Below are 13,373 nucleotides of genomic sequence, written 5' to 3' on the forward strand. Positions count from 1 at the left end.
TGTCACACGCCTAGATCAGTAAGAGTAATTTAGTGGATAAATACGCAGATATCAGACCATATAATGATGATGAAGTGCCCGCAGCCCTAGCGAGGTTATTGGCCGATGAGCAATTTTTAGATGTGATTGCCGAGCATAACTTACCAAAGTGGCTTGCAGCCTTTTCTGCGATTAGCAGACCTTTGGTGAAGGCTAAATTAAAGTCTAAATGGAAAACGGTTAACAATGTTGAAGCTGTACAAAATGAAGTGGCGCAATACTTGTCCATGTTGGTTGAGCGAACCACGTCAAAAGTCACCTATTCGGGACTCGATCGTTTAGATAAAGACGCTGCGTATTTATTTATCTCAAATCATCGAGATATTGTACTCGACCCTGCATTAGTGAACTGGGGATTGCACCAGAATAACTTACCGACAGTGCGTATCGCCATTGGCGATAACTTGTTGCAAGTACCTTACATCACAGAGCTGATGCGTTTAAATAAGAGCTTCATTGTGAAACGTTCAGCAAAAGCGCCAAAAGAAATGCTCAAAGCGCTATCTCAGTTGTCTGGTTATATCTATGATTCATTACAATCAGGTAATTCTATTTGGATTGCGCAAAAAGAAGGTCGGGCAAAAGATGGTATTGATTATACCGATCCGGCCCTGCTGAAAATGTTGCAGTTACAAGGCCGTCGTTTAAAAGAGCCATTTGCTGATTATGTCCGTAAGCTCAAAATAGTTCCCGTTTCTATCTCTTATCAATATGAGCCATGTGCGTTAGCGAAAGCGAAGGAGCTTTACCATAAGCAGCAATTTGGTGAATATCAAAAAGAAGAGGGTGAAGACATCAAAAGTATCATTGATGGCTTCAGCGCAGACAAAGGGAATGTGCACGTTGCATTTGGTACGCCAATTGAAGATGATTTTGAGGCGCCTGAAGAATTGGCGCAGATCATCGATAAGCAGATCATTGATAATTACTATCTACATTCAAGTAATTACCTCGCAGCGGGTGATGAAACAAACAGCAGTAGTGAAGAAACAGCACGATTCAATCAATGTATTGAAACACTGCCCAATGAGTTAAAAGAGTTTGTTTTGTCTATGTATGCACAGCCTGTAAAGCGTAAATCGACAATATAAGCGCGAGTAAAACACGAGATGAAAGCCCATAGGACTGTGTTCTGTGGGTTTTTATTTTTCTAAATATGGTAAACGAACAGGTAAATTTGATTGTTTCGATGCGTATGAAAGGTGTCCCCGGCTGCGTGGATGCGGATATAAGTCCTTGAACCCTAAGGTTCAAGGCGGAAGGCAACAACCCACCGTAGGCTTCTCGGTACATGCCAAGCTTGCGCAAAAGTGGATAAACTGCATTCCTAAAAAAAGTTTATCGGCTCAGGGACATAATCCACGGTCCAGCGAGCTAGGGAACACCTTCAGTATATAAGACAACATCGAATGCTTAAACCTTAAAATGAAAAAATCTTGCTTAGTTGCTGGCAAATTCACCTGCTGAGCATTGTCTGTGCAGGTTTTGCTTTTTTTCCATACACAGCAAATACCGACTTTATAAACTGGGTAAATCAATGTGGCATATTAGCCTCGTTAAAGGCGGGTTTTTTCCAGCAGACTAAGACAATGCATTGTAGTTGCTATACTTCGAGTGGTAGCATTAACCTTATCAAGTGAATGAGAATCAAGCCTTATGATCGAATTAAAAGATTACCAACAAGCCCAGTTATTACTCGAAAAACACGGCATCTTCGTCGCACCAGCAGAAGTGCATGGCACCATCAGCGGTATTTTAGCCTGTGGATTGAGTATTGATGACAAAGAATACCTAGGTTTACTCAGCGATGTATTCAATGATGGCCAAGCATTTGGCGTTGAACTCAAAGGGTTTTTAGCTGAGTTGTACAAGCTTGTGGTAGAGCGCTTTAATGATCCTGAACACACCTTTGAAGTGTATTTACCAAATGACGACGAAGCGCTTATCGATCAAGCCAATGCCTTAGTATCTTGGGTGTCAGGGTTTTTACTAGGATTTGGTTTAAAGCAAAAAGATTATGGCAAACTGTCAGCTGACGTCAAAGAAGTGATCAGTGACTTCAGTGAAATCACGCGCCTTGATACGCACTTCGATGAGACTGAAGAAGATAAACAAGCGTTCCATGAAGTGGTCGAATACATTCGAGTCTCTGCGTTATTATGTTTTGCGGAGATGGGCCGAGAGCAAGGCAATGGCGCGACATCAAACACAGTGCATTAATTATGATAAAAAATGAAGAGTTTGTAGCACGTCGTGCGCGACTGCTAAACAACCTAGATAACAACTCGGTCGCTATCATTCCTGCGGCGGCTGAAATTACCCGTAGCCGCGATACTGAGTTTCCATTTCGCCAAGACAGTGATTTCTTTTACTTAACCGGCTTTAAAGAGCCGGATGCGGTACTTGTGCTGAGCAAAGACAAAACTGGTAAGGGGCTGAGCACCTTGTTTTGTCGTAATAAAGATAAACTGGCTGAAATTTGGCATGGTAGACGAGTTGGCTTTGAGCAGGCGAAAACCCAGTTTGCCATGGATGAAACCCATGCACTGACAGAGCTTGATGATGAACTATTAAGTTTAGTCAATGGCACCGCGACATTGTATTTTGGCCAAGGCACATACTCTAACTTTGATGATAAAGTGTGGGGCTTACTGAGTACGCTGCGCGGCGCGCCTAAAAAAGGCTATAAAGCCCCTGAAACCATCAAAGATATTCGTCCGCTCGTACATGAAATGCGCCTGTTTAAATCCGCAGACGAAATCGCTGTGATGCGCAAAGCTGCAAAGATCAGTGCGCAAGCGCATATTCGCGCGATGCAGTTTGCTCAGGCAGATGCCACTGAGTATCAATTGGAAGCAGAAATTCATCACCACTACGCGATGAATGGGGCGAGATACCCAGCGTATGGCACCATTGTTGGTTCAGGCAATAACGCCAATATTTTACACTACACCGAAAATAGCGACGTTTTAACGCAGGGCGATTTGATCTTGATCGATTCAGGCTGTGAATTGGAAGGGTATGCTGCGGACATTACACGTACTTTCCCTGTCAGCGGACAGTTTAGCGAAGCACAGACAGAGATTTATAACCTGGTATTAAAATCCCAGCTGGCTGCGTTTGAAGAAGTGAAGCCTGGCGGTACATTAGTTAAAGCCAACAAGCAGGTTGTGCGTGTATTAACAGAAGGCTTGATTGAGCTTGGTATTCTTTCTGGCACCTTAGAGGAGCTGATAGAAACCCAAGCGTGCAAGGCGTTTTATATGCACGGAGTGGGCCATTGGCTTGGTTTAGACGTACATGATGTCGGTGAATATAAACTGGACGAGGCTGATAGACCGTTTGAAGCGGGCATGGTGTTGACCATAGAGCCGGGTTTATATTTTGACGAAGATGCGGAAGTACCAGAAAAATATAAAGGCATTGGTGTGCGTATTGAGGATGATTTACTGATCACTCAAGATGGCCATGAAAACTTAACGGTTGATGTGCCAAAATCTATCACTGAGATTGAAGCACTGATGCAAAAAGCCTAACTGCAAGATTTGGGAGTATCAGGCTTGCAACAATTCGATGTTCTTATCGTCGGCGGCGGCATGGCGGGTGCCACTGCTGCCGTCAGTATAAAAAAACAAATTCCCGATTGCCGTATTGCGGTGGTAGAAGCGTTCGCTCCGAAAGCAAATAGCCACCCAAGCTTTGACGATCGCAGTATTGCTTTAGCTGAGCAATCAGTTGATTACCTGAGCAAACTGAATCTATTTAATAAAACATGGTCATTCGCTGAGCGGATCTCACAGGTCAATGTGTCTGACAGAGGACATTTTGGCAAAGCATCCATCACACCTGAGGAGTATCAGGTCGAAGCGCTTGGCTATGTGGTTGAGGTAAACCCGTACGGTCAGTTTTTACATCAGCAATTACAAAGTCAAGATATCACCTTGTTTTGTCCTGCAAAGGTAAAGTCTTTAACGCAGCATACTGAGCATGTTGAAGTTGAACTAGATGCTGAGCAATCACCGGTGGTGCAAACAAAACTATTGGTGATTGCCGATGGTGCGTACTCGCCGACGCGGAATCTATTAAACCTAGAGTTTGATAGTTTCCCTTATGAGCAAGGGGCGTTAATTGCCAATGTGAAAGTGTCACCAGGCCATCAAGGACAAGCGTTTGAGCGCTTTACATCACAGGGGCCCATTGCCCTGTTGCCGATGAGTGACAATCGTTTTTCTGTCGCATGGTGCATGAACAAAGATGTGCTGGAAGAGGTACTCGGGCTTGATGACACCGCTTTTTTAGCGCGATTACAGCAAGAGTTTGGTTACCGTGGTGGTGTGTTTGAAGCCGTTGGTAAACGTAGTCGTTATCCCTTAGTACATGGGCGGATCTCCAGTGTTGTGCACCATCGCGTGGTGGTCATCGGTAATGCTGCGCACGCCATTCACCCCATAGCAGGACAAGGCTTTAACCTGGGCATGCGCGATATTCAATGTTTAGTGTCGCAACTACAAGCCTCGGATATTGCCTCCTGGGGCGATCATGCATTTACGCAGGCGTATAAGGTTGCCAGAGATCATGACATCGGTCGAGTGATGACGCTCACAGACGGATTGGTCCGGTTGTTTTCAAATGAGTCCCGCAGTGTGGCGTTTGGACGCAGCTGCGGCCTGATGATGATAAGTCTGTTCCCTAACTTAAAAGCACCATTAGCCAGACAGCTAATGGGTCGCGCGCAATAAAAGGAGCTCTCATGCAGCAAGTGCAAGTATGTATTGTTGGCGGTGGCTGTGTTGGTTTAACTTTGGCACTTGGGCTGGCACAGCAAGGTGTGTCGGTCATGGTGTTAGATGCGAGTAATGCGCCGAAGCCGTTAGCTGAGGATTATAGTATGCGCGTTAGTGCAATTAGTTTGGCTAGTCAGCAGCTATTTGAATCACTCGACGTGTGGCAGGACATCTTTGCCAGCCGTGCTACGCCTTATAATGCGATGGATGTCAGAGATGCCGATAGCTTTGGTAAAATTGCCTTTGACGCGCAGTCTTTGCAGCTACCACAGCTGGGTCATATCATCGAAAACGATGGGATCCGCTACGCGCTCTACAATAAATTGCAAGCCTTTGACAATGTCACTTTGGCATTTGAAAGTCGTTATCAGACCATCCACCAAACAGAGACCGATGTGTTGATAACGCTAGACTCAGGTATGCCCGTGATGAGTAAATTGCTGGTGGCAGCAGATGGTGCTAATTCGGGTGTTCGCAGGTTGTTTGATATGCCACTGAGCTTTTGGGATTATGACCACCATGCCATTGTGGCGACGGTGAGAACTGATTGCACACATCAACACACCGCCCGTCAGGTTTTCTTACCCACAGGGCCATTGGCTTTTTTACCACTGGCTGAAGAAAATATGCACTCTATCGTGTGGTCTACCTCCCCTGAGCATGCAGAGCAACTAATGGCGCAAAGCCCCAGTGAATTCAATAAATCATTATCCGCAGCCATTGATATGCAATGTGGGCTATGTGAAGTACAAAGCGACCGATCGGTATTTCCACTGACTATGCGCTATGCCCAGCAGTGGTTAAAAGGTCGTGTGGTGTTAATGGGCGATGCGGCGCACACCATTCATCCACTGGCAGGGCTAGGTATGAACCTGGGCCTTAAAGATGCCGCGCATCTGATCAAAGCTCTGGGTGAGCAAAGCCAAGAATTTGCCGCGCATAAAGTGCTGCGAGAATATGAGCGAACACGCAAGCTTGATGCACAAAAGCATATTGCCATGATGCAGGGCTTAAAAGATTTATTTGAGGGGGCACATCCGGCTAAAAAGCTGATCCGTGGGTTAGGATTGAGCCTAGTGGATAACTTAGGCCCAATCAAAAGCTTGTTTGTAAGGCAGGCGGTCGGACAATAGCGCTACGCTAATCGTAGCGCGATAAACTCAGCGAGTTTGTTGACTGCATGGGCAGACTCCTGAGTATTTTTGATTAAGCTGATCCCAATTTCCCCTAGCTTTGGCAGATCCGGTGTATGCTCTTGATAGGTCAACTCACTGGGCACGGTATTTTTTGCCAGCACTGTGATCCCAAGCCCCTCTTTGAGCGCGGCAGTTAACCCAGTTAAATCGGCATTGCTGTAGACGATGCGAAAAGGACGTCCGCTTTGCTGTAGCGCTTCGATGGCTCGACGACGGTAAATACAGCCCTCGGGTGCAGTCACTAATGTAATCATCTCTTTTTTCGCCAGACTTAAGTCTCCAACCCAGACCAATTGGTCACGCATAAAGATAGGGTGACTGACAGACTCGAGTTCCTCATTTAGTGCTAATACCAAGTCAAATTGGTCTTGTCTCGAAACTGAAAGTAAATGCTTACTTAATCTGGATTTAACTTCTAGCGCAACATCAGGGTAAAGAGAAACAAAGTCGCCAATAATAGCGGGTAAAATGCGTGCGGCAAATTCACTGGGGATCCCAAGGCGTACACGTCCTGTGACACTTTCAGACGTAAACTGCTGCAAAATGGCATCATTGTATTGCAGCATCTGCTTTGCTTGCGGCAGTAGCAGCTCACCATACTGATTGAGCACTTGGCGCTGACCTTGTTTTTTAAACAGCTTACAGCCAAGCAAATCTTCTAAGCGACGGATCTGCAAACTCACCGCGGGTTGCGACAAACCCAGTAATTCGCCTGCTTTTGCAAAACCTCCGACCTCTACAACCGTGACGAGGGTCCGTAGGCCATCAATTGATAAGTTCTTCATATTTAAAAAAGCTATTTATAAAACTCGAATACATTAATATTATTTATCAATTGATAAATAATTACAATTTGTTGTTGCCATTCACCCCCCCTATACTTTTGTCCATCTTCATTTCACTAAGGTGGTTGTATGACGTTTTCTCCAATAATTTTTGCCAAGCATCGTCAAGGGGCGGTACCTGCTGAAAATGCCTACAGTGCATTGGCCGGTCAGGTGGTATTGGATTTTAGTGGCTTTGAAACAACTCCTTTTCTTAATCAAGAGCTTGGCATTAACTTAAATAAGTTAATTGCACCGGGCTTAGGCATTCAAGGGTCGTTTGCAAATGGCCATCGTTATGCAGTTTATTACTTTAGTGAAACCGCTTATCGCTTCATTTTGGACCAAGACGCAGCACAGACATTGCAAGCGCTGGTTGACCAACATGAGCAGGACTATGACATAGAATTGATGCGCCGTGATGATTTGGCCATTGCCCAACTCAGTGGTGCGGCAGCATTTGAGTCTTTGTTAACCCATTTTTCGCTCACACCGGGCTTAGGTATTTCAGATCTGCAAGCTTGCTATGGCAAGCAAAGTGGCGATGTGTTCATCACCACACTATTGCAAGACGGTGTGCAGCAGCATCAACTTATCGCGCAGCCAGAGCCACTATTACTATGGCAAAAGAAACTGGGCGATGCAGGTTTTTGCATTAACTAATTCCGTGCATTTGAGCTGATTATCAGCTCATGATTAACCCCATCGAGACTATGTGCTCGATTATATGTGAGCAACTTAAATTGCTTACATAAACCAAAAAAGTGAAGGACAAGTATGACTTCTAAAACAGTACTACATGCTAAGCACCTAGAAGCTGGCGCTAAAATGGTTGATTTCCACGGTTGGGAAATGCCAATCAACTATGGCTCACAAATCGAAGAGCACCACGCAGTGCGTCAAGATGCAGGTATGTTCGACGTATCTCACATGACCATTGTTGATGTAAAAGGTGCTGACGCACAGGCGTTTTTACGCAAGCTAGTGGCAAACGATGTTGCTAAGCTAACGGTTGCAGGTAAAGCACTTTACACAGGCATGTTGAATGAGCAAGGCGGCGTGATCGACGACCTTATCATCTACTTCTTCACAGAAACAGATTATCGTTTAGTTGTTAACTCAGCAACACGTGAGAAAGATCTTGCACACATTGGTACAGTTGCGGCTGATTTTGACGTGACAGTGACTGAGCGTCCAGAGTACGCGATGATTGCCGTTCAAGGTCCAAATGCAAAAGAAAAAACAGCGACTATCTTAAATGACGAGCAGCGTGCTGCGGTTGAAGGAATGAAGCCGTTCTTTGGTGCGCAAGCTGGAAAACTATTTATTGCAACAACAGGTTATACTGGTGAAGCTGGCTATGAGATTGTTGTACATAACGACGATGCTGCTGAGCTTTGGCAGCAATTACTAGACGCAGGTGTGCGTCCGGCTGGCTTAGGTGCACGTGATACGCTACGTTTAGAAGCGGGCATGAACTTGTACGGCTCTGATATGGATGAAACAGTATCTCCACTGGCTGCTAATATGGCTTGGACCATTGCTTGGGAACCAGAAGATCGTGACTTCATCGGCCGTAAAGTTGTCGAGCAACAACGTGCTGACAAGAGCACTGATAAGCTAGTTGGCTTGGTGCTTGAGAGCAAAGGTGTTTTACGCGGTGGTTCTAAAGTTATCGTAGAAGGTGGCGAAGGTGTTATCACTTCTGGTACATTCTCTCCGACTTTAGGTTTTAGCGTAGCATTGGCACGTGTACCTCGTTCAACTGGGGAAACGGCACAAGTTGAAATGCGCAAAAAGCTGGTAGACGTTAAAGTAGTGAAGCCTTGCTTCGTGCGCAACGGTAAGTCAGTGATCTAAAATCATTGTAACGAGTAGAATTATGGGCGGTTGCCCAATTAAAACGACCAAAGGAACAAAAAATGAGCAACATTCCTAGCGAGTTAAAATACGCATCTTCACACGAATGGGTTCGCGCTGAAGGCGACGGTGTATTCACTGTAGGTATTACTGAGCATGCACAAGAACTTCTAGGCGACATGGTATTTGTTGACCTACCTGACGTGGATGACGAAGTAGATGCTGGCGAAGACTGTGCAGTTGCTGAGTCTGTAAAAGCGGCTTCTGATATCTACGCACCAATCACTGGTACTATCGTTGAAATCAACGAAGAGCTAGAAGACTCTCCTGAGTCTGTAAACAATGACCCATACGGTGACGGTTGGTTATTCAAAGTGAAGGCGTCTGACGAGTCTGAGCTTGAAAACCTACTTGACGCTGAAGGTTACCAAAATTCAATCGACGAAGACTAATTCGTTGAATGACTAAAAGCCCCATTTTTTGGGGCTTTTGTTGTTAAATCAAACCGCTTTGGTTTGGTTTACTCTCAAAGCATTATTTGTGACTGCGTTACCAAGGCCTTTGTCTGGCAACATTGCTAGGCATCAATGCAGGAACACCCATTTTATTTGGATCATAGGAATCTGGACTAATGTCAAACGCCAAATCTCTTGAACAGTTAGAGCAAAAGCAAGACTTTATTCGTCGCCATATCGGCCCGAATGCCGCACAAGTAAGCGAAATGCTTGCTGAGCTTGGAGTATCAAGTGTTGAAGAGCTGATCGGTCAAACGGTACCTGACTCTATTCGTTTAGAAACAGGTCTTAAGATTGGTGAAAGCCGTACAGAAGTTGAAACGCTGAGCTACCTAAAATCAGTAGCGGGTCAAAACAAAGTATTTAAATCATATATTGGCCAAGGTTATCACCCAACACACGTACCTAATGTTATTTTACGTAACGTGTTAGAAAACCCAGGTTGGTATACAGCGTATACACCTTACCAGCCAGAGATCGCACAGGGGCGTTTGGAGTCTCTTCTTAATTTCCAAACACTAACAATGGATGTCACAGGCCTAGACTTGGCAAGTGCATCTTTGCTTGATGAGTCTACAGCAGCAGCAGAGGCAATGGCCCTCGCTAAGCGTGTAGCAAAAGCGAAAAAAGCAAATACTTTCTTCATCGCAGATGACGTACACACTCAAACGATTGACGTAGTAAGCACACGTGCTGAACAGTTTGGTTTTGACGTAGTTGTTGCGCCTGCAAGCGATGTGGTAAACCACGAAATCTTCGGTGCACTATTCCAGTACCCGTCAACATCAGGTGAAGTGGTTGACGTTACTGACCTAATCGCACAAGTACAAGACAAAAAAGCGATTGCCTGTGTTGCTGCAGACATTATGAGCTTAATGCTATTGAAAGCACCGGGTAAACTAGGTGCAGACGTGGTACTTGGTTCGGCACAGCGCTTTGGTGTACCTATGGGTTACGGTGGTCCACACGCCGCCTTCTTCGCAACACGCGACAAGTACAAGCGTTCACTACCTGGTCGTATCATTGGTGTTTCTAAAGACCGTTTAGGTAACGATGCACTGCGTATGGCGATGCAGACGCGTGAGCAGCATATCCGTCGTGAAAAAGCGAACTCAAACATTTGTACAGCGCAAGTATTGCTAGCTAACATGGCTGCATTCTACGCGGTGTACCATGGTCCTCAAGGTCTTAAAACTATTGCACAGCGCATTAACCGCTTTGCAAGCATCTTGGCGACTGGCCTTAAGTCAAAAGGCGTTGCACTGAAGCACGACACTTGGTTTGATACCATCACGGTTGTGGCTGAAGAAGCTGACAAAAACGCAGTTGTTGCACGTGCTGTTGCAAATGAAGTGAACTTTGCAATTAACCACGCAGGCGAGTACTCAATCGCACTGAATGAGACAACCACACGCGCTGACATCACAGAATTATTCGATATCATCCTTGGCGAAGGCCACGGTCTTGATGTGGCTGCGCTTGACGCAGAGGTTGCGGCAAACGACATCACAGGTATCCCAGCAAGCTTGGTACGTGATGACGAGATCCTAACCCATCCAAACTTTAATGAGTATCACAGCGAAACTGAAATGCTGCGTTACATCAAGCGTTTAGAGAACAAAGATTTAGCATTGAACCACTCAATGATTTCTTTGGGCTCTTGTACTATGAAGCTAAACGCGACAGCGGAGATGATCCCAGTAACCTGGCCTGAATTCGCTGAGCTTCACCCATTCTGTCCACTTGAGCAAGCACAAGGTTATCAAACTATGATGACTGAGCTGCACGACTGGCTTGTAGATATCACAGGCTACGATGCCGTATCACTACAGCCAAACTCAGGTGCACAAGGCGAATACGCGGGTCTTATCGCGATCCGTAAATACCATGAATCACGTGGCGACGCACACCGTAACGTGTGTTTGATCCCAAGCTCTGCGCACGGTACTAACCCTGCGTCTGCGCAAATGGCGAGCATGAAAGTTGTGGTTGTTGGCTGTGATGACAAAGGTAACATTGACCTTGACGACTTACGTGCGAAAGCAGAAGAAGTGTCTGAGAACCTATCTTGCATCATGGTTACTTACCCGTCTACACACGGTGTATACGAAGAAACTATCCGTGAAGTATGTGATATTGTTCACCAGCACGGCGGTCAAGTATACATGGACGGCGCGAACATGAACGCGCAAGTAGGTGTAACAAGCCCAGGCTTCATCGGCTCTGACGTATCGCACTTAAACCTACACAAAACATTCTGTATCCCACACGGTGGTGGCGGTCCTGGTGTTGGTCCTATCGGTGTTAAATCGCACCTTGCACCATTTATGCCTAACCACAGCGTTATCAATGTTGCGGGCACAACAGAAGGCAACGGCGCGGTATCTGCTGCACCTTATGGCTCAGCAGCTATTCTACCTATCTCATGGGCATACATTGCGATGATGGGCAGCGAAGGTCTTAAGCAAGCTACTGAGATTGCGATTGTTAATGCGAACTACCTAACGGCGAAACTAGCGGACCACTATCCTGTGCTATACCGCGGCCGTAACGACCGTGTTGCGCACGAGTGTATCGTTGATTTACGTCCACTTAAGGAAGCATCTGGTATCACTGAAATGGATGTGGCGAAGCGTCTTATGGACTATGGCTTCCACGCACCAACGATGTCATTCCCAGTTGCAGGCACGTTAATGATTGAGCCGACTGAGTCTGAGTCTAAGGTTGAAATCGACCGCTTTATCGAAGCGATGATCTCAATCCGTAAAGAGATTGCAAAGGTTGAGTCTGGCGAGTGGTCTGTTGAGAACAACCCACTTGTATTTGCACCGCACACACAAGCTGACGTATTAGGAAACGAGTGGGAGCGTGCATATGACCGTTTCTACGCGGCATTCCCAGTACCTGCTGTCGCAAAAGACAAGTTCTGGCCAACGGTAACCCGTATCGATGACGTATACGGTGACCGTAACCTGATCTGTTCATGTCCAGCTGTTGAGACGTATGCAGAGTAATTGATATCTGATTGTCGGGAGAAATCCTGACATGGATTTTGATTTGAAAACCGCCTTAAGAGATTAAGGCGGTTTTTTTGTGGGCGGGTTTTGGGTTCAGTTGCAATCTCGCCCTCGTCATCCTGACGGAGGTCAGGAGCCATTTTGTAGAGGCATTGGGTTTAACTGTGATCTCACCCTCGTCATCCTGACGAAGGTCAGGATCCATTTTGCAGAGATGCTGGGTTCAGCTACAATCCCACCCTCGTCATCCTGACGAACGTCAGGACCCATTTTGCAAAGGTATTAGGTTCAGCTGCAATCTCGCCTTCGTCATCCTGATGAAGGTCAGGATCCATTTTTTTGAGCAATCATGCATTTGTTGGTAATTGCAGCCTCCAACTAAACATTTTGTCGCGTTGGCGACGACAACCAAAGAGGGGCTGACGCTGGCCCCTCTCTGGACTCTCCCAGCGCCCCGCTATCACGCTGTTTCTTCAAATAAGCCATTGATGAAGGTGCAAAATATACGTTGCGAAGCAAGGTTACTTTTGCGCAAGGTGAAATGAGCAACTTACATAAATATCAAAAAATGCTGATGAGCACATCCTTGGCGAAGTCATGGCTTGGCTCGCATCCATGCGAGCGCATTACTCATCAATTACTTATTTTCAGGCGTGATAGAAGGGGGAGTGGGCGTTGTCCGTGAGTTTGTTTGCTTGGGTTAGCATATAGATGGCTTTGAACTGAGATCCTAGAAATCAATTGCAACCTTACCCTCGTCATCCTGACGAACGTCAGGATCCATTTTGCAAAGGTATTAGGTTCAGCTGCAATCTCACCCTAGTCATTCTGGCGAACGTCAGGATCCACTTTGCAGAGGTGTTAGTTTTAATCATGTATTTGTTGGTAGCAGCAGCCTTCAACTAAACATTTTGTCGCGTTGGCGACGACAACCAAAGAGGGGCTGACGCTGGCCCCTCTCTGGACTCTCCCAGCGCCCCGTTATCACGCTTAATCTTCAAATAAGCCATTGATGTGAACGTAACCGCCATGTATTCGCCATCCTTGGCGAAGTCATGGCTTGGCTCGCATCCATGCGAGCGCATTACTCATCAATTACTTATTTTCAGGCGTGATGGAAGGGGGAGTGGGCGTTGTC

11 protein-coding genes and 1 other RNA gene are annotated in these 13,373 nt (G+C 46.0%); 9 read left to right on the forward strand and 3 right to left on the reverse strand.

Features of this window, described 5'->3' with window-relative positions:
- The first annotated feature begins 32 nt into the window (after positions 1-32).
- The gene (locus N473_RS20590) at positions 33-1,130 is read left to right on the forward strand and encodes a 1-acyl-sn-glycerol-3-phosphate acyltransferase (protein WP_063369564.1); all 1,098 of its coding nucleotides are present in this window, start codon (positions 33-35) and stop codon (positions 1,128-1,130) included.
- Positions 1,131-1,240: 110 nt separating this feature from the next.
- Here the strand turns inward: N473_RS20590 and ssrS are convergent.
- Positions 1,241-1,423: non-coding RNA, 6S RNA (gene ssrS, locus N473_RS20595), on the reverse strand.
- A gap of 272 nt (positions 1,424-1,695) precedes the next feature.
- Between ssrS and N473_RS20600 the strand changes: the two genes are divergently transcribed.
- Genes N473_RS20600 through N473_RS20615 form a run of 4 tightly spaced genes read left to right on the forward strand, consistent with a single transcriptional unit; the run spans position 1,696 to position 5,956 of the window.
- Positions 1,696-2,259 carry a UPF0149 family protein gene (locus N473_RS20600; RefSeq protein ID WP_063369565.1) on the forward strand — a complete coding sequence of 188 codons (564 nt, stop codon included), beginning with the start codon at positions 1,696-1,698 and terminating at the stop codon, positions 2,257-2,259.
- 2 nt (positions 2,260-2,261) lie between these two features.
- Positions 2,262-3,575, forward strand: a complete 1,314-nt coding sequence (pepP, locus tag N473_RS20605; protein ID WP_063369566.1) for a Xaa-Pro aminopeptidase — start codon at positions 2,262-2,264, stop codon at positions 3,573-3,575.
- 24 nt (positions 3,576-3,599) lie between these two features.
- Positions 3,600-4,778: a 2-octaprenyl-6-methoxyphenyl hydroxylase gene (gene ubiH, locus N473_RS20610; RefSeq protein ID WP_063369567.1), complete on the forward strand. Its 1,179-nt coding sequence runs from the start codon at positions 3,600-3,602 to the stop codon at positions 4,776-4,778.
- 11 nt (positions 4,779-4,789) lie between these two features.
- Positions 4,790-5,956, forward strand: coding sequence for an FAD-dependent oxidoreductase (locus N473_RS20615; RefSeq protein WP_063369568.1), 1,167 nt, complete (start codon positions 4,790-4,792; stop codon positions 5,954-5,956).
- Between the two features lie 2 nt (positions 5,957-5,958).
- Here the strand turns inward: N473_RS20615 and N473_RS20620 are convergent, their stop codons facing one another.
- Entirely contained in the window at positions 5,959-6,804 is an 846-nt protein-coding gene (locus tag N473_RS20620; protein ID WP_039612052.1) for a LysR family transcriptional regulator, read from the reverse strand.
- A 129-nt stretch (positions 6,805-6,933) separates the two neighbouring features.
- Between N473_RS20620 and N473_RS20625 the strand changes: the two genes are divergently transcribed.
- From N473_RS20625 to gcvP, 4 genes are all read left to right on the forward strand, one after another.
- Positions 6,934-7,506: a hypothetical protein gene (locus N473_RS20625; RefSeq protein WP_063369569.1), complete on the forward strand. Its 573-nt coding sequence runs from the start codon at positions 6,934-6,936 to the stop codon at positions 7,504-7,506.
- Between the two features lie 114 nt (positions 7,507-7,620).
- Positions 7,621-8,703 (forward strand): glycine cleavage system aminomethyltransferase GcvT, encoded by a 1,083-nt coding sequence (gene gcvT, locus N473_RS20630; RefSeq protein ID WP_063369570.1) that lies wholly within the window; start codon positions 7,621-7,623, stop codon positions 8,701-8,703.
- Positions 8,704-8,765: 62 nt separating this feature from the next.
- The gene (gene gcvH, locus N473_RS20635; protein WP_039612049.1) at positions 8,766-9,155 is read left to right on the forward strand and encodes a glycine cleavage system protein GcvH; all 390 of its coding nucleotides are present in this window, start codon (positions 8,766-8,768) and stop codon (positions 9,153-9,155) included.
- A 179-nt stretch (positions 9,156-9,334) separates the two neighbouring features.
- The gene (gene gcvP / locus N473_RS20640; RefSeq protein ID WP_063369571.1) at positions 9,335-12,232 is read left to right on the forward strand and encodes an aminomethyl-transferring glycine dehydrogenase; all 2,898 of its coding nucleotides are present in this window, start codon (positions 9,335-9,337) and stop codon (positions 12,230-12,232) included.
- A gap of 905 nt (positions 12,233-13,137) precedes the next feature.
- On the opposite strand, the gene N473_RS26355 is transcribed toward gcvP, so the two are convergent.
- Positions 13,138-13,320 carry a hypothetical protein gene (locus tag N473_RS26355; RefSeq protein WP_155735682.1) on the reverse strand — a complete coding sequence of 61 codons (183 nt, stop codon included), beginning with the start codon at positions 13,318-13,320 and terminating at the stop codon, positions 13,138-13,140.
- Positions 13,321-13,373: the final 53 nt, after the last annotated feature.

This window comes from Pseudoalteromonas luteoviolacea CPMOR-1, from assembly GCF_001625685.1.
GTDB classification, from domain to species: domain Bacteria; phylum Pseudomonadota; class Gammaproteobacteria; order Enterobacterales; family Alteromonadaceae; genus Pseudoalteromonas; species Pseudoalteromonas luteoviolacea_K.